This is a genomic window from Chitinophaga sp. YR573 (assembly GCF_900110995.1).
Taxonomy (GTDB): domain Bacteria; phylum Bacteroidota; class Bacteroidia; order Chitinophagales; family Chitinophagaceae; genus Chitinophaga.
Genome location: NZ_FOJF01000003.1, coordinates 1015365 through 1033745, shown reverse-complemented (window position 1 = coordinate 1033745; position 18381 = coordinate 1015365). Strand labels below are relative to the sequence as shown.

The window sequence follows — 18381 nt, the reverse complement described above, 5'->3', positions numbered from 1 at the left end:
ATGATCCTGAAAATAACAACACAGGGCTGATTAAAAAGGGTCCCCCCTCTCCTGTAGGTACCCCTTTTAGCCAGCCCCTTATTTAATACGCATTGCTCATATTGTAGAGGATAGCAGTTCCTTTAATGTATTGATGCAGTTCCTGCATCATACCGGCGCTTCCAATGAATAAAGGAGATCTTTCATGAAGACTCTCCGGGATTATGCTAAGGATGGATTGTTTACCATTCGTTGCCTGTCCACCGGCCATTTCAATAATAAAGGCCATTGGATTGCATTCGTATAACAAGCGTAATTTGCCTTTAGGCTTTTCCGCAGTACCCGGATAAAGAAATATCCCTCCTTTGATCAGGTTCCGGTGAATGTCTGCTACCAGGCTTCCTACATAACGCTGTGTGTAATATTTTCCGTTCTGCTTTTTACGCTCACAAAAGTCGATGTACTTTTTTAGCTGGTCATTATAACCGCTGTAGTTACCATAATTCAGTGAATAGATATCCCCTGTTTCCGGGCATTGCATATTACTGTAACATAAGCAGAACTCCCCGATGGAAGGATCTAATGTAAAAGCATTCACACCTCGCCGGGTAGCATATACCATAATAGTACTGGGGCCATAAATAATATACCCAGCGGCAACGATACGCGTACCTGGTTGTAAGAAATCTTCTTTTGTACAGGGAGTCCCCAGGGGAGTTACCCTACGGTAAACAGAGAAGATAGTACCTACCGGCATATTCACATCAATATTGCTGCTGCCATCCAGAGGGTCCATCATTACAACATATTTAGCATTGTTGCTGACTTCATCATCAAATACAAGGATATCATCATTTTCTTCACTGGCAATACCCGCACAATAAAGGCCATTGCGGAGTACGCTCACCAGCTGGTTATCTGCGAATACATCCAGTTTCTGCACTTCTTCTCCCTGGATATTTATATATCCCGTAGCCCCAAGTATGGCATCCATCAATCCCGCTTTGTTCACTTCCACATTAATACGTTTGGCGGCCAGACCTATATCTCTTAGTAACCCGGATAGCTGCCCTGTTGCTTTGGGGAATGTCCGGAGTTCCTGAATGGTAAACTCTTCCAGTGTCATTAATTTTCTCATCATAATCAACGTATTAATATTCTGATAAAACACCAGCCGTTACCTGTTCTGCAGTATGGATAGCACGAATGGTTTTAATGATAGAATCAGGTGTAACAGAGATGGAATCGATGCCTTCCTCAACAAGGAAACGGGCAAAGTCAGGATGATCTGAAGGCCCCTGACCACAGATACCTACTTTTACACCTGCCTTTTTTGCTTCTTTTATCAACATGCTTATCATTCGTTTTACCGCCGGATTTCTTTCATCGTATAATCCTGCTACCAGAGCAGAGTCACGGTCTAACCCCAGGGTTAATTGTGTAAGGTCATTGGAGCCGATGGAAAACCCATCTACTTCTTTAGCAAATTCAGCTGCCATCATGATGTTGGAAGGTATTTCCGCCATCAGGTACAACTCCAGACCATCTTTCCCCTGTTCAAGGCCATATTCTTTCATGATCGCTTTTACTTTTAACAGTTCTTCCACTGTGCGGCAAAAAGGAATCATCACAGATACATTCGATAAGCCGATCTGGTTACGTACACGGCGGATCGCCTCACATTCCAGTTTAAATGCTTCCTGGTAAACGGGATCATAGTAGCGGGAAGCACCTCTCCATCCTATCATTGGATTTTCTTCCTGTGGTTCAAAGTGTTTACCGCCCAGCAGGTTGGCGTATTCATTGCTTTTAAAATCAGAGAAGCGGACGATCACTTTATAGGGATGGAAAGCGGCTGCGATACGGGCAATGCCAAAAGATAGCTTTTCAATAAAGTACTCGGCACCACTATTGTATCCACGTGTGAGTTCTTTTATACTGGCAGATAATGCTTCGTCATTCAAACTGGTATGATGCAGCAGTGCAAGCGGATGTACTTTGATATAATTGTTGATAATAAACTCTTCCCTGGCAAGACCCACTCCTTTATGTGGCAGATTTGAGAACTGAAATGCCAGTGATGGGGAGGCTACGTTCAGCATCAGCGATGTACGGATGGCAGGCAGGCTGTCGAGGTTTGTTTCCTGCATATGGTAACTGATTGTTCCATCATATACAAGACCCACATCCCCTTCTGCGCAGGAAGCGGTAACTAATTGCCCCGCCGTCAGCACTTCTGTGGCATTGCCACAGCCTACAATAGCAGGTACGCCCATTTCACGGGCTACGATAGCTGCATGACAGGTACGTCCTCCTTTATTCGTAATGATGGCAGAGGCTTTTTTCATGATAGGTTCCCAGTCGGGGTCTGTCATATCTGTTACAAGTACATCACCTTCATTGAAATCGTGGCCTTCAATACGTTTATCCAGGGAATAGAATATACTAACCTTCCCGCTGCCTATTTTATCACCTACAGCAATCCCTGTAAGGATAGGCGCTGCGGTATCCTTATTATCAATAACATATTCTACCAGTGTCTGCTGATTCCTGTTGGAGTGAACAGTCTCCGGGCGGGCCTGGACGATATACAGCTCTCCTGAAATACCGTCTAATGCCCATTCTATATCCATAGGGCACCAATGTCCTTTGAGTCTGGTATAGTAATCTTCAATGGTACATACCCAGGAAGCCAAACGGAGGATCATTTTATCATCCAGACAAAACCTTTCTCTCGCAGATTTTTCCGTGGAGATGACTTTCACTCTTTCATCCGGGTCATCACCATATACCATTTTCTGGTCTTTGCGACCCAGCTTCTTTTCTATGATAGCAGGGAATCCCTCTTTTAAAGCCGGTTTGAAGAGGATAAATTCATCCGGCAGTATAGCCCCCTGTACCACCAGTTCTCCCAATCCATAGGCCCCGTTGATCACTACAGCATCTTTAAAGCCACTTTCCGTATCAATAGAAAAGGCTACCCCGGAAGAACCGAGATCAGAACGTACCATTTTTTGCACGCAGATGGATAATGCTAATTCAAAGTGATTGTAAAGAAAGCGCTGACGGTAGCTGATGGCCCTGTCAGTAAAAAGAGAGGCAAAGCAATTACGTACGGAATCCATTAGTGCAGCAGCACCACGAACGTTCAGGTAGGTTTCCTGCTGACCGGCAAAAGACGCGTCCGGCAGGTCTTCTGCCGTAGCGGAAGAACGTACTGCCACATCCGTATTCTCCTGGTCGTAGTTGGAAGATAACTGGTGATAAGCCTCGATAATGAGCTGGGATAATTCCGGCGGGAACTTACTGTTCCGGATCAGTTGGCGGACCTGCAGTCCTCCTCTTCGCAGGGATTCTACACTGTTGTGATCGATACCGTTGATCAGCTCTTCTATCTTACTTTCGAGCTGGTTAAACCGGCAGAATATGCGATAACCGTCTACTGTGATTACAAATCCTTCCGGGATCTTTATACCTAATCCGGAAAGGTTACTGATCATTTCTCCGAGGGAAGCATTTTTGCCACCCACCTTGTCAATATCGTGGATACCCACGGCAGACAAGCCGATGATTGTTTGGTGCATAAATAAAAGGTGTTAGTAATGGTGGTTATGAAAATAAAGCTATGGGGCATCTGTTATCAGTCAGATATCTGCTGCAAGTGCGAACATAAGCAGTACATAAAGCGTACGCTCATCGTGGAATCTCTTGAAAGCATAGTCAGGACGCATTGCTTATGAGTATATTTATGAATCAAATGTAATATTCATAAATTAAAGCAGCTCTGCATGGATTTAGTTAACAAAAGATGCTAAATGGATTAATTAATAGAAAATCGATCAATTGTAATCGACTTACCTCTTATACTATTGCATTGATACTACTACTTTCATGAAAATTCACGAAATCTGTGAGTCAAAAGTTTTTTGTTATTTATTCTCAAAAGTTATTTAAATTCATATAATCAACTGATATATAGTTTTTTTACTCATAAACTCAACCAACCTCAAATTACCATATCCACTCTATTCACTCTTTCTTTAATTTTTCACCTCAAAACCACTATTGTCATGGGTATTATTGTATTCTATGAAGGGAACAACGCAACTCAAAACATCGTTCAGACCGTTGAAGATGCTCCTGGACAGGATTTTCGTCCGGTACAAAATGATGCAATCAGATCTGCAAGACTTTTTGGTGTCAGACCCGGTTGTGAACTCAGGGTATATGATTCTGCAGATGGAACTACGAATGATGACTTTTGCATCGTTAACGTGAAAAGATCCACACCTGAATACGTCGTTGGTACATTCGAAAGATCGTATGAAGATGAGTATGTAATAGTGAGCTTCATCCGCAACAATGGTCTGGATGGACAAGTTTCACGTATAAAGGTTAATTAATTAAACGGGAATGATCAGGCATTGTTATACCTGATCATTCCCTTTTATGGTTTTTTGGATACTATTGTTTTACCATCTGCTGGCGCAACGTTTGTACAACCAGTGTATCATTACTTTGAAGGAGATAGCTGTTATATAAAAGTGTTCTTCCTAACTTAGATACCATACTTTTATTAAATACCATTGTCTCTCCTCTTTTATGTGTAAAAACACCATAGTCCATTGGCACTCCAAACCCGGTAGGAATCATAACATTTGTTGTAATAGAAGCCACTACATAAGGGATGTAATAACTGTTATCAGCAATCAGCAGAGGGTATTTTTTCCTGTATGAACATGGATCGGTATAGTAAGAAGGACATTCTGCCAGTGGGCCATTTTTGTTTACCATGTCCATTAAAGAATCAGTCCAGGATTTTTCCCCTACCGGAGTAATAGCGCTATCTAATACTGCCATCAACATTGATGTATCAGTTTTATTAACGATTTCTGCTTTAGTCATTCCTATTAATGTATACTTGGCATCCGAAAAATCCAGTGTATATGAGCTAAACATCTTGGCATCTGCTGTCTGCCCATCAAATACATAATCTGACACCCACCCTCTGCGCGTTAAATAATCTTTTATGATTGCCTGATCGTGAATAGCCACACCACCGTTCGTATACATAACAGGTTTATCCGCGGTTACAACACCACCAGGTTCATATAATAATCCGTTCTGGGAACCAGGAGTAGCATTGTCATCATTTTTGCTGCAACTATATATACATGTGCATGTCAGTAATGTAATCAGAATTTTTTTCATGGTTAAATCGTTCGTTTAGTTTTGTTTCATAGTAAGACGATGAATATTGGAAAACTCCTATCCGATAGCAAAAAATATTTTTAAAAGCTGATATTATAGGTCAGGTACCAGCTGTATTTAAATAGCTGGTCCGGGGATGTAGTGATATCATAGCTTTTATTCTCCTCAGTTATTACCTCTGTGCTGTACTTCATAGCAGATTGGTTCACAGCATGTATACCTGTTGTTACTCTATGACGAATTTTTCTTGTGTCAAAATAGTAAGAAGCATTTAAATTCAGGCGGTTGGTTTCGGTACCCCTGAAAGGCGTATTAGTTGGAGTAGCGATATCTGGTTTGAAAGATATTGATGAAGGAAGTGTTATCCAGTCACCCGTATTAAAATGCCAGAGTACACTTAATTCCAGTTTTTTAATTGGCTGATATTGTATTAAGAGATTCAGATTATGACGTCTGTCATAACGATAGGGTTGTTTGCTGCCATTGTAAATGCTATCAAACTGTCGCCAGCTCCAGGAAAGCGTATAAGAAAAAATGGCTTTCCATTTGTTGTACTTTTTCTCCGCCATCAGTTCTGCACCATAACCGGATGCTTTGCCTGTCATAATCTTTTTCTCTATAGAATCATTATTAAAAAGAAGATTCGATGTTTGTCTAAAGCCAGTCACGTTATTTGTTTCCTTATAATAAATATCAGCTGTGAGGTGTAACTTATTCCTGCTTTTATACTGATATCCGATGTTCAGCATTTTACTTTCTTCCGGCTTTAACTGACTACTCCCAGGTATCCATACTTCCCTGTTCATACCGGGATAAGGGCTTGTAACCAGGTGTAATAACTGCCCGATCTGAGTATAGGAAAGATTGATCTGTTGGGATTCACTTATTCTGTAGCTGGAGAAAAATCGTGGTTGCCATGATTGATAGCTATAGTTATCATAGTTATAGGCATTAAAATGTACACCGGGCCTTATCAGGAAATTTGCACCTATCCTGATCTCATTTTCATAATATACCATTATATCAGAAAAACCAAGCGTACGTTTTCCGGAAGAAAAGGAATCCAGATCCTCTACAAAATAGTATGTAACCAGTGTGTTATAAGAGTTGATAGTGTTATGCTCAAATCTTCCTCCAAAACGGCTTTGCAGATGTGGAGATATAGTGAGTTCGACTTGTGTTTTGGCCTCGTATCGTGTACCGGAAGCATAGTTATTGAATACAGATCCTTTGTTATATTCACCCGGAACATTGTACATTAAACCAATGTAATTATCATAGTTACTTACATTCAATGTAGTGTTTACAAAGGAGCGGGTACCTAATATATGGTTCCAGTTAACCGTGAAAAGCCTGTTATTCCATTTCTGCAGGTATTCCGGATTGTCCTGTGACAAGTGAAGCTGGTCGGTCCCAATATAACCGCTTAACTGTAATTTATTATTCCGGTTGAAAATATGGGTAGCCTTAATATGCGTATCTGAAAAAGTGGCTTCGTATGCCAGCAGGTCATGATTAACCACATCCCCCATGCTTTGCCTGGAAGATAACATGATGGCAGTACGGTTTTTCTTCAGCGGGCCTTCAAGCGTAAATGAAAGAGAACTGATGCCGGCTTCTCCTTCACCGCTCCATCTCTCCATATTACCATCTTTTGTATTGATTTCAGTAACAGATGAGATACCCCCACTCAACCGGGCGGGGAAGTCGTTTTTATATTGCTGGACTGACTTGATACTGGTATTGGCTAAAATAGATACCTCTCCCAGCAAATGGGCCGGATTAAATACCTGGTTACCATCCAGCAGAAAAAGACTTTCACCGGGGTCTCCTCCCCTTACCAGCAGTTTTCCACCGGATTCCTGGCTTTCCATATTCCCGGGTAACAGGTATACCGCCCGTACAGGATCTGTTTCACCCAGCATATTACTATAGATCCCGGATTGATATCTGTTGAGTTTAATACCGGCATCTCTTTTTAGCATATTCCCCGCTTCTACCTGTGTTTCTGGTAACATGGCAGGTGAAAGCGCCAGGTTGAGATTTCTGTTTTTATCAAGATCTATGGTAACTGTTCTTGAAGAAGATCCTGTAAATGAGACCTGCAATGCATGTTTTCCCGATGGAAGAGTGATGCTGTAAAAACCAAAGACATTTGACTGGCACAGGGTACCCGTAGCTGTTTCCCTGATAGAAGCAAAGGGTAATGGTTCAAGACTGTTTTCCAGCTGGACAAATCCGTAGAGAACATATTTCTCAGCCGCTTCCAGCGGGGAATCAGCAGTTACTATAATAATTTTATTATTCCTCTCAATAATGGATACTTTTTGTCCGGCTAAAATTCTGTTGAGAGCAGTACCCAACGATGTTTCACCGGCAGGAAGGCTTATTATTTGGGTACTGTCAAGAGAAGAAGGAGCATATTCAATATTGACCTTACTATAAATAGCCAGATCATGCAATACGGCATTAACACTTCCTTCCGTTGCCTGGCAATAGAACTTCATTTTTAACAGATTGCTTTGCGCCATTCCATCTGACAATATGAAACAGCAGGCTACAGCAAGCATGAAACGTAACATAGGTTATGGCTTAAATAGCAGGATAGTATCGTGTTGTTTGCGGTAACTAAGATTGAACAGTAGTCTGATTTCTTCCAATACCTGTTCTACAGGTTGCTTTTCAAACCTTGCTGTAATGGTGAATGTCAATAGTCCGCTATCTGGTTTTATGACCACATTATAACAGTCGGAAAGCTCCGCAGCTACCTGTTCCATGGAAGTATTATCGAATGTTAAGATCCCTGTTCTCCATGACAAATAATTCGAATCTCTCACCGGTGTTACATCAATGCCTTTTTCATTCAATACAGCGGCCTGGTTGGGTAAAATGATTTGCCGTTGTTTAGTGGCTGTTTTGGTAAAGGATACCATACCGGTAGTTACTACCAACCGGTCATACTGACTGGTAGTATTAATTGTAAAAGATGTCCCCAATACTTCAAGGGTGGCCCTGGTTGTTTGTATGCGGAAAGGATGCTCCTTATCAGGCTTCACATCAAAGTACGCTTCCCCGTTAAGAGTAACCTCCCGCTCTTTAAAGTCCTTAGGGAAACTGATAGCTGCACCCTTACGGAGAATCACTGAGGAGCCGTCCGGAAGTGTAAGCTGCCTGTTGGCAGTAGCCTGGAGTGTTGTCATATCCTTTTGGCCGAAGAACATCCAGCCAGCGATAAAAATAATGCCTGTAAAGCAGGCTGCCAGCAAAAATCTGGTCATACTGTACTGACGGGCAGGCTTACCCTGTTTAAGGGCAAAATCGAGCTTATTCCATGCTTTATTGGCATCGTATACAGGTTCATCCAGGATAACTCCAGATTCCTGCCATAACTTAAGTAGCTGTTTATATAATAATTCATGTGCTGAGTTCTCCGCACGCCACTCCTCCAGCACCTTCATTTCTGAGCTGCTCTCCAATCCTTTGAGATGTTTCTCAAGTATTATCTCTATATGTTCAGGTAATGATATCATAACTTTCCTGGTTATAAGACTATCGCTTTTGGAAAACTCCTACAGTTTGGTAAAAAAAATAAGTAAAGCCGGTGGAAGCCATAGTTTGGCCTTCGCTACATATGCTTTCAGCATTTTCATGGCTTTCCAGGTTTGATTATTGACCGTATTAACAGAGATTCCGAGATTGTCCGCAATTTCCTGGTTGCTAAGGTTGCCTGATCTGCTTAATAAAAATACCTCCCTGCATTTTGCCGGAAGGTCGTCAATCGCTTTTTTCAGTAGTTCCCTGTAATGGGGAATGTCATGGTTTTCCTGTTCTGTTATATCTTCTTCATCAATATCCCAATCAGATAAACTATATACCTTATTCTTTTTACTCAGATAGGTAAATGAATTGTTTCTCACTGATTTATAGAGGTAAGCACGGATGTTTGGAGCCGTTATCATTTCCTGATGCCTTTCCCATATGCGCGTAAACATATCTTGTACAACATCTTCGCTGGCATCTTTATCTGCGACGAAGGTAAAAGCATATTTACACAGGGGGTCATAGAATTGCAGGAACAATTGCCTGAATTGAGCGTAAAGATCATTGCGATCCACAGTAATATAAGTTAACGTTGGCAAAACACAGGTTCCGATACATCACAAGAATGCGCAAGTTAAACTTTATTTAGTAATGGGAACTATTCGCTTCTTAAACTTTTGATTGGGTCGGACATGACAAGAAAAAAAACAAAAGGTGCCCGAAACCGAGCACCTTTTGTACAATATCGTGCAACTGCATCAGTTATGAATGATAGTGACGTTGAATTCTGTTATGTGTCCGTTAGCGTCGTCAATATGAACTTTGGTAAACTCTTCGTGTGATGATATTACCTCTGTATATAACACCTTTGCGTATTGATCACTTGTTGTCCCACCCACACAAGTGAGATACAAAACACCTGGCTTTTTGTCTTCTTTACGCTCATTCTTTTTTAGTGCGGGAGCAGCTGTGCCACTTCCAACTTCTCCGATAACTGTGATAGTGTAAGGAGGGCCTGTTAATTTGCCAACCGATTTGGCATGCCAGTTCCTTGACCTAGTGTTGGATTTTACTTCAGTTTCTACCATGGAATTTATGTTTGAAGTTTAATAATATCTTGAATTTAAGTTAATTAGACAGTTCTTCAAAATATTTCATTAATCTCAAACTATCAGGTAGTTACATATGTTTACATTTGTTGCTTATAGATCCCAAAAGTATGAATGGCAGCACAGGCCTTCCCCTCAGTAATCCTTAATCGCACCTGCGAAGCTGTTACCGGTTTGAACTTAACCAGCCATTTATAACCAATCGACTGCTTTCCTGTTGCTTCCGGAATTGGAATCCATTTCTTACCATTCGTTGAGTACTCTACAGACCATCCGGTAGTACGATGTCCTAACTCAATGACTTCCTGCAACATCAGCACATCAAATGTTTTTGCAGCCCCCAGATTAAAAACGAGGGTGTCTGTAGTAGCCGCATCCGCTGTTGCATAATAAGTATTCTCCAGGTTATCCACCATATTGGATGCTTTATATTTTGCGCCACGGGGATGAAGTGTTTTTATAGTTGCTCCACTGGCAAGATTGGTTTTAAAAGTGCCACGAATCAGCGCACCAAGGCTATCCGTTTTTTTAGCATCGATAGCAGAAACCAATCCTTCTTTATTAGGAGGATAATTCAGCAGCAAGACACTATTATGACCTACAGAACTAAAGTAAATATCCCATAACGTGGAAACACTTTTCACCTGTGGATCTTCTTCTTTGTGATAAAACCAGCTTGGACGAATGGACACATCTACTTCAGAAGGCACATAAGCTGTTCCATCCACTTCTCCATGATTTAATGCAGGAATATTATCCGCTTCATTTTTTATGGAAGATAAATTAACGGTTGACCAACAAGGATCTCCGGCTATTCCTGATTCATTTCCCATCCAGCGGCAATCCGCAAAGAGATAGGAATTTTTTGTTCCAAAAACAACACAATTGGGTTGCAGCCTGCGAACGGAATCTGCCCATCGTGTATAAAAAGGTGTGGTAATTTTATCAGCTCCTGCTCCATCCCACCATATTTCCCAGATCGGGCCGTAGTTTCTTAATAACTCTGATAACTGACTGGCATAATAATCACTATAATCAACTGTTCCATACCTGGAATCATGTCTGTCATGTGGCCCGAGATAAATCCCCGCTTTAATTCCGGCAGTTTTACATGCATCCGTAAATTCTTTCACAACATCTCCCTTACCATCTTTCCAGGGACTGTTTTTAACTGAATAGTTTGTATGAGCAGTTGGCCAGTTACAAAAACCATCCGCATGTTTTGCTACAAAAATAGCGGTGGTGATACCGGCACTTTTAAGCACACCTGTCCATTGATTGCAATCTAATGCAGTAGGATTAAACTGTTGAGGACTTGCCGTTCCATCGCCTTCATTATCATTGGTAAAAGTATTCATACCGAAATGAAAAAAAGCGATGATCTCGCGATGATACCACTCAATCTGCCGGGCATTAGGCACAGGTCCTACAGGAGTTGGAGCGGTTTGTGCATTTGCACGAAATGGTAGAAATGTGCCTGTGGTTGCAGTGAAAACCAGGCATTGCATGACAAATTTTTTGAGACCCATATTAATTATTAATTACCTGAATAATACCACTAAATCGGACACAAAATATAAATATTTTATATCGAAGCAACTATTTTCTGCACCCTTACTACTTAATGAGATAGTATATAATAATCTCAGAAATCAATATTATCTTAGGATACCACTCAATCAAAATCGTTATGAATATCCTCAAAACTGTTGCCTGTGCCATGCTATTAACAGCCGGCTATCCTGCCATATCACAAAACACAGGCATATTCGACAGAAGCACTGATGTAGGCGTTGCATCCCATAAAGGCAACACTACCTATGATACTGCCAGTCAGGTATATGAACTATCAGGTGCAGGTAATAACATCTGGTTTGGAAGTGATGAATTTCATTATGCCTGGAAAAAGATGAAAGGCGATTTCATTTTACAAAGCCGGGGAGTCTTACTGGGCAAGGGAACAGAGCTGCACAGAAAATTTGGGTGGATGGTACGTAACACGCTGGATAGCAGTTCAGCTACTGTTGCGGCTACGGTACATGGAGACGGACTCACTTCTTTACAATATCGCAAAACAGCACATGCGGATATGGAAGAAATTCAATCAGTTATAAAAGGGCCTGATGTCATACAACTGGAACGGAAAGGAAACCGGTACATTATGTCTGTAGCGCATTCCGGGGAACCTTTTACAGTTGAACAGATAGCTGATGTAAACCTGAACGATGAATTATACGTTGGCCTGTTCATTTGTTCCCACAATAAAAACGTAGTAGAAAAAGTAAGGTATAATAATGTGCGCATCATTGTACCTGCAAAAGAAAACTTCGTTCCCTACCGGGATTATATTGGCAGCCATATTGAAGTAATGGATATGAGCAGTGGTCACCGGAAGATTGTCTACTCCGATAAAACATCTTTACAGGCTCCCAACTGGACAAAGGACAGTAAAAGTCTTATCTATAACAGCAAAGGCCTGCTATACCGCTTTGATTTTGGAACAAAATCGCCTGTAGTAATTAACACCGGTGTTGTAAAGGATAATAATAATGATCACGTACTTTCCTTTGATGGCAAAATGCTGGGCCTCAGTGGCACAGAAAGTGATGCACAGGATGGTTCTTTCGTATACACAGTACCCAGTACAGGAGCGATTCCCAAACAGATTACACCACTAAGCCCGTCTTACCTGCATGGCTGGTCGCCGGATGGGAAATACCTGTTATACACTGCCAGGCGGAATAATGATTTTGATATTTACAGGATTCCTGCCGGGGGAGGAAAAGAAGAACAACTCACGAATACTGCCGGTTTGGATGATGGATCTGAATACAGTCCGGATGGGAAATACATTTACTTTAACTCTACCCGTTCCGGTACTATGCAGCTCTGGCGTATGCATGCAGATGGTAGTCAGCCGGAACAGCTTACTGCTGATGAATATAATAACTGGTTCCCACATATATCCCCGGATGGTAAATGGATCGTTTTTATTTCCTTCTCAAAAGATGTTCCACCAGATGATCATCCCTTCTATAAACAGGTCTATTTGCGACTAATGCCTGTCTCTGGCGGAAAGCCAAAAGTAATAGCTTATGTATATGGAGGGCAGGCAACTATTAACACTCCTTCCTGGTCACCAGACAGCAGGAAAATTGCATTTGTAAGCAATTCGGATGATATCATCCCCTGAATGTGTTATTCTTTAAACTGCATCCCGACTTAAAAAAGATATAACTTCGATATTAAATTCCATACCTTAGACGCATCAGCATTGTTAGGGAGGGAATTCTTAAATCAATTATTACCGGGGTTGTGGAAAGTGCAATTAAATCTATTGATTGGAATTTGATCATCCGTCTGCGTGAGGGGGATGAATCTGCATTCCGTGTGGTATTTGACCAGTATAGCCAGAAGATTTATGGCCTGGCTTATCATTTCCTTAAAAACAGGGAACAGAGCAAGGAAGTGGTGCAGGAAACCCTGTTACGACTATGGGAACACCGTTTAAAATTAGACAGTGAATATCCTCTTGCACCCTGGTTATATACCATAGCCAGAAGAGTAACACTGAATATGTTACGGCAAACAGCCACCTCAGAGGCAGCCCGTAAAAAGCTCTGGCTCACCATTCACCCGGAACATAATGAAACCGAAGAAGGGATCCTGGCAGCAGACCTCGAACGTCTTACCTCTCATATTTTAAATACTTTACCCCAGCAGCAGCAAATGGTTTTCCGGCTGAGCAGATTTGAAGGCCTTACCTATGAAGAAATTGCGGCCCGTATGAATATCTCTGTACATACCGTAAAATACCACCTGACAGGCGCATTAAAGACCCTACGTGCCTGCTTTAACCAGTCCGAAATCCTCTTCCCTCTCCTCTTATTTTTCTTTTTTTATTAATCTGACTACCCGAACAGGTAGGCTCGCGTGTATTGCACTATATTAAACCGTCATCCACGTGAATGAAGAGCGATTATATCAACTGCTTGGCAACCTCGCCAATGATAGCATCAATGCTGAAGATTACGATGAACTAATGCAATATCTGCAGGATGCAGGGGAAGATCCCGCACTCCAGTCTGCAATAGATCGTATCTGGGCAGAACTGGCCCCTGTACAGCACCTAAAGCCGGAAGAATCAGAAGCATTATATCTCCGGATTACAGAGAAACTGCCACGTAATAAGCGGCGCTGGCTGGGCTATGCGGCAGGTCTGTTACTGCTGCTGACTGCCGGGACCATGACCTGGTTATTATTTAAGCCTTCCGGGACAATCCCCCTTGCTTATAAAGAACTGACAGTACCCGCTGGTCAACGCATGCAACTGAAGCTGGCAGACGGTTCCATCGTTTGGCTGAAAGGAGGTAGTAAACTGCGTTATCCTGCCAGTTTTACGGGTAATACCCGGGAACTTTTCCTGGAGGGGGAGGCATATTTTGATGTCACACATCGTGATCAACAACCCTTCCTGGTACATACCGGCAACGTTACTACTAAAGTACTGGGTACTGCATTTAACATACAGGCATATAACCAGCAACTGACAGTGGCAGTAGTAAATGGTAAAGTAAGCGTAGCTGAAGGCAAAGCAGCACTGGGCGTGATCGTAGCTAACCAGTTCCTGGAATATCATCCGGAAAATAAACAGGTAATACTGAGGGATACCATTGCAGGCAACATGGTAGCCTGGACTAAAGGTGAATTAATACTTGATAATGTAACGATGGCAGATGCGGCCATTACCATTAGCAGATGGTATAATGTGGAAATCGTATTTGCCAGTCCTGAACTGAAAAAATCACGGTTTTCCATTTCCTTCTTACATGGAGAAAACATCCAGGAAGTCATGAATATGATCTGCCATCTCAATGGCTGCAGTTATCATATAAAAGAGAATGTTATTACTGTCAGCAGGAAGAAAAATTAAATACAAAACCGCTGCGGAGGCAACCACAGCGGTATAATTACAGGTACAGGCAAGTACCCGCAACCAATGGATTTTAAAACAGCGTTCAAACCGATTAAAACCAAACAAATCTATGCATTTTTTTGTAAGTAAGGGATCCACGTTTCCTTATGAACGTCCAATCCCACTCAAAACCATCCTTTGGATTATGAGATGTTCCACGTTAGTACTGGCAATTTTATTATTCGGCTGTAATATTCTGATAGCAGCAAAAACAAATGGGCAGGATATCCGGGAAACCAGGATTTCACTGGGCCTTTCGGGGAAAAGTCTGGAAACAGCATTAAAGGAAATAGAACAACAGACCAATTTTCGCTTCGGTTACAGGCTGGCCGAAATAAGCAGATTTGCACATATCAAACTTCCGGTAGCTACCCGTACAGTAGCCAGCACACTGGACCTGCTGCTTTCAGGTACAGGTCTTACTTATCAACAGAAAGATCATTATGTTTTCATTGTGCCGATTCCCGCACCGGCACCAGCACCTGTAAAAGAACTAACCGTTACAGGCACCGTCACCTCTCCAAAAGGTGAAAAACTCCCTGGTGTCAGTATCCGGTTAAAAGGAGCTGCAAACGGCACAAATACGGATCCGGAAGGCAGGTTTTCCATCGTTGTACCAAACGAACAAAGTGTACTGATCTTTTCTTTTATCGGTTACATCACCAAAGAAGTACCGGTAGCAGGCAATACATCCATCAATGTACAACTGGAAGAAAGTTCCACTGCACTTAGTGAAGTAATAGTAGTGGGTTATGGTACACAACTGAAAGCTAACAGTATCGCAGCGGTATCTGTGGTAAAAGGAAAAGACTTTGCACAGAAACCGGTAGTGAATATGACGAATAACCTGGTAGGCCGTATGCCCGGTCTTATGGCTGACCAGGGAAGCGGAGAACCCGGACTGGATGGTTCCCGGATCCGGATAAGGGGGACTTCCACCATCGGGAACGCAAATCCCCTGCTGGTGGTTGATGGGATTTACAGGGATTTCTCCCGGTTGGACCCTGCTACTATTGAAAGCGTGACTATACTAAAAGATGCGGCGGCAGTAGCCCCCTATGGCCTTGCAGGTGCCAATGGTGTCATCCTGGTCACTACCAAAAAAGGAAAAACCGGTGCGCCTACACTCTCTTATAATGGATATGCCGGTTTTCAGAACCCTACGCGGATGCCCCGCATGGTCAACTCTTACCAGTATGCTCTGTTAAGCAATGAAGCTAACCGCAATGACAACTTCAGTCCTTCTTTTACTGATGCACAGATAGCCGGATACAAAAAAACAGTAGATGGCGCTGCCGATGCTGACCGGGATAAATATCCCAACAGCCAGGGCTTAAGGGATGTGATACAACGTAATGCATTACTCACTAATCATAACCTCCAACTATCAGGTGGTACAGAAAAAGTAAAATACTTTGCTGCATTAGGATATACCAGTCAGGACGGACAATTCTCTACCACCAACCTGAAAAAATATAATGCATTGGCGAACCTTGATGTGGCAGCGACTAAAACCACCCAGGTGGGTATCTCTATCAGTGGCTGGGTAGAAGACCAGAATTATTCCGGTTATTCGGATCCCAGCAGCGGAGATGCCAATAACCGCTATGCTTCGGCTGGCGGAGGTATTATGTACCAGGCATTCAGAACACCGCCTACATCGGCTATTTACTACTCCAATGGCCTTTGGGGAAGCTATATCACCAACTCACTGGTAGGTACCATTGCGCATAGCGGATATGCCCATAATGAGAATACACAGATTATGACCACCTTTAGCATTGAGCAGCAGCTACCTTTTATAAAAGGTCTTAGCATTAAGGGTGTGGCCAGTTATGATCCTTATAATACCTATACTAAAGTATGGAAAACACCTATTCTTACATACAGTGCAGATTTTACAACCACTCCATATACCTATACACCGGCTTATCTCGGGCCATCCAAACCATCACTGAGCCTGAGTACCAGTCAGAATAAAGCATTCACCTATCAGGGATATATTAACTACCACAATACCTTTGGTAAACACGATATTACTTTCCTGGGAGTACTGGAATCCCGGAACCAGAAATACTGGGATCTCTCCGGCAGCAGAATAAATTACCCGATAGACATTGATGAACTGGACCGTGGTGGTACGGCACAGGGAGAACTCTCTAATGGAGGGGCCTCTTCGGAACAAAGACAAATAGGTTATGTATATCGTTTGAGCTATAACTATGATGGTAAATACCTGGCAGAAGTATCAGGCAGGTATGACGGACATTATTACTTTGCTCCGGGTCGCAGATATGGCTTCTTCCCTGCCTTTTCATTAGGCTGGAATATGGCCCGCGAAAGTTTTATAAAAGATAATGCGGCCTGGATAGATCTACTGAAAGTAAGGGCTTCCTACGGTGAATCCGGTAACCTGGCCGGCGGTCCTTTCCAGTACCTGACAGGTTATTCCATCTATAACAATGCAGCTGTGCTGGATGGTTCGTTAACAGCTGGTATCAGTGAAGTATTACAGGCTAATACTGCTATTACATGGGAACGGGCTAAAAAGACCAATGTGGGCATGGAAGCCTCTTTGTGGAAAGGTAAGCTGACAGTAGGAGCTGATTACTTTTATGAAAAACGTTCCAACATGCTGGTACCTCCTTCTGTTACCGTACCTGCAGAATATGGTGTGGGGCTTACTGAACAGAATGCGGCTATCATGAGCAACCGTGGAGTGGAAATCAGTCTGGGTACCAACCATACTTTCTCTAATGGTTTACACCTGGAAGTGAACGGCAATTTCACCTATGCGCAAAATAAACTGTTACAGGTATTTGAAACAGATGCTACTTATAATAATCCTAACCGCCGTCAGACAGGACGTGCGTATGGTACTCAATTCGGACTGAAAGCGCTTGGCTACTTTACACCAGCAGATTTCAATACTGACGGCTCACTGAAAGCAGGCGTTGTTTCACTGCCGGATGCACCCGTGCATCCCGGAGATATCAGATATGCAGACCTGAGCGGACCATCAGGTAAACCGGATGGGATTATTGATGATAACGATCAGACAGTGATCGGCAGACCTAACGGTACCCCACAAATGATCTTTGGCTTCTCTCCCAACCTTTCCTGGAAAGGATTTGATCTCAACTTCCTGTTACAGGCAGCAACACAGATCAGTCTTCCTGTAGGTGGTAGCCTGGTATATCCTTTTGATCAGCAGGGTTCTGCCAGTGAACTGTATTACAAAGACCACTGGACTCCAGCCAATACAACTGCATTATATCCACGTGTAAGCACACAACCTAAAGATTATAATACAAGGTTTTCTTCCTGGTGGTTAAGGGATGCGTCCTATCTCAAACTCCGTAGTGCAGAACTGGGTTATTCATTGTCTGCTAAACTGATCAGGCGTGTAGGTATCCAGCAACTACGTGTATACGTTGCAGGACAAAATCTGTGGACATGGACTCCGCATATGAAAGAGAAGATTGATCCGGAAGCACGTTCTTCAAACGGACAATATTACTTCCAGCAACAAACGACTTCACTGGGACTGAATGTTACCTTCTAACA

The 18381-nt window shown here is 42.5% G+C and carries 13 protein-coding genes; 5 read left to right on the top strand and 8 right to left on the bottom strand.

Features of this window, described 5'->3' with window-relative positions:
- Positions 1 to 82: 82 nt before the first annotated feature.
- The gene (fbp, locus tag BMW86_RS30650) at positions 83 to 1120 is read right to left on the bottom strand and encodes a class 1 fructose-bisphosphatase (RefSeq protein WP_218149265.1); all 1038 of its coding nucleotides are present in this window, start codon (positions 1118 to 1120) and stop codon (positions 83 to 85) included.
- Positions 1121 to 1130: 10 nt separating this feature from the next.
- A complete protein-coding gene (gene ppsA, locus BMW86_RS30645; RefSeq protein WP_089787497.1) occupies positions 1131 to 3563 on the bottom strand; it encodes a phosphoenolpyruvate synthase in 2433 nt (810 codons plus the stop codon).
- Positions 3564 to 4049: 486 nt separating this feature from the next.
- Between ppsA and BMW86_RS30640 the strand changes: the two genes are divergently transcribed.
- Positions 4050 to 4382 (top strand): hypothetical protein, encoded by a 333-nt coding sequence (locus BMW86_RS30640; RefSeq protein WP_089787495.1) that lies wholly within the window; start codon positions 4050 to 4052, stop codon positions 4380 to 4382.
- Positions 4383 to 4443: 61 nt separating this feature from the next.
- Here the strand turns inward: BMW86_RS30640 and BMW86_RS30635 are convergent, their stop codons facing one another.
- The 6 genes from BMW86_RS30635 to BMW86_RS30610 form a co-directional block, all read right to left on the bottom strand.
- Positions 4444 to 5190, bottom strand: coding sequence for a hypothetical protein (locus BMW86_RS30635; protein ID WP_089787493.1), 747 nt, complete (start codon positions 5188 to 5190; stop codon positions 4444 to 4446).
- An 80-nt stretch (positions 5191 to 5270) separates the two neighbouring features.
- Positions 5271 to 7772 (bottom strand): TonB-dependent receptor, encoded by a 2502-nt coding sequence (locus BMW86_RS30630; protein ID WP_089787491.1) that lies wholly within the window; start codon positions 7770 to 7772, stop codon positions 5271 to 5273.
- A gap of 3 nt (positions 7773 to 7775) precedes the next feature.
- Complete coding sequence (locus tag BMW86_RS30625) at positions 7776 to 8720, bottom strand: FecR family protein (RefSeq protein ID WP_089787489.1); 945 nt, start codon at positions 8718 to 8720, stop codon at positions 7776 to 7778.
- A 39-nt stretch (positions 8721 to 8759) separates the two neighbouring features.
- Positions 8760 to 9305 carry an RNA polymerase sigma-70 factor gene (locus BMW86_RS30620; RefSeq protein WP_177189450.1) on the bottom strand — a complete coding sequence of 182 codons (546 nt, stop codon included), beginning with the start codon at positions 9303 to 9305 and terminating at the stop codon, positions 8760 to 8762.
- 183 nt (positions 9306 to 9488) lie between these two features.
- On the bottom strand, positions 9489 to 9818 hold the full coding sequence (locus BMW86_RS30615; protein ID WP_089787484.1) for a hypothetical protein: 330 nt from the start codon (positions 9816 to 9818) through the stop codon (positions 9489 to 9491).
- Between the two features lie 101 nt (positions 9819 to 9919).
- A complete protein-coding gene (locus tag BMW86_RS30610; RefSeq protein ID WP_089788288.1) occupies positions 9920 to 11347 on the bottom strand; it encodes an alpha-L-fucosidase in 1428 nt (475 codons plus the stop codon).
- Positions 11348 to 11529: 182 nt separating this feature from the next.
- On the opposite strand from BMW86_RS30610, the gene BMW86_RS30605 reads away from it, so the two are divergent.
- The 4 genes from BMW86_RS30605 to BMW86_RS30590 all read left to right on the top strand — a co-directional run bounded on the left by BMW86_RS30605 (position 11530) and on the right by BMW86_RS30590 (position 18379).
- Positions 11530 to 13032, top strand: coding sequence for a TolB family protein (locus BMW86_RS30605; RefSeq protein WP_089787482.1), 1503 nt, complete (start codon positions 11530 to 11532; stop codon positions 13030 to 13032).
- 122 nt (positions 13033 to 13154) lie between these two features.
- Positions 13155 to 13745, top strand: a complete 591-nt coding sequence (locus BMW86_RS30600; protein ID WP_218149264.1) for an RNA polymerase sigma factor — start codon at positions 13155 to 13157, stop codon at positions 13743 to 13745.
- A 58-nt stretch (positions 13746 to 13803) separates the two neighbouring features.
- Positions 13804 to 14772, top strand: coding sequence for a FecR domain-containing protein (locus tag BMW86_RS30595; protein WP_089787481.1), 969 nt, complete (start codon positions 13804 to 13806; stop codon positions 14770 to 14772).
- A gap of 187 nt (positions 14773 to 14959) precedes the next feature.
- A complete protein-coding gene (locus BMW86_RS30590) occupies positions 14960 to 18379 on the top strand; it encodes a SusC/RagA family TonB-linked outer membrane protein (RefSeq protein ID WP_177189449.1) in 3420 nt (1139 codons plus the stop codon).
- The last annotated feature ends 2 nt before the right edge of the window (positions 18380 to 18381 follow it).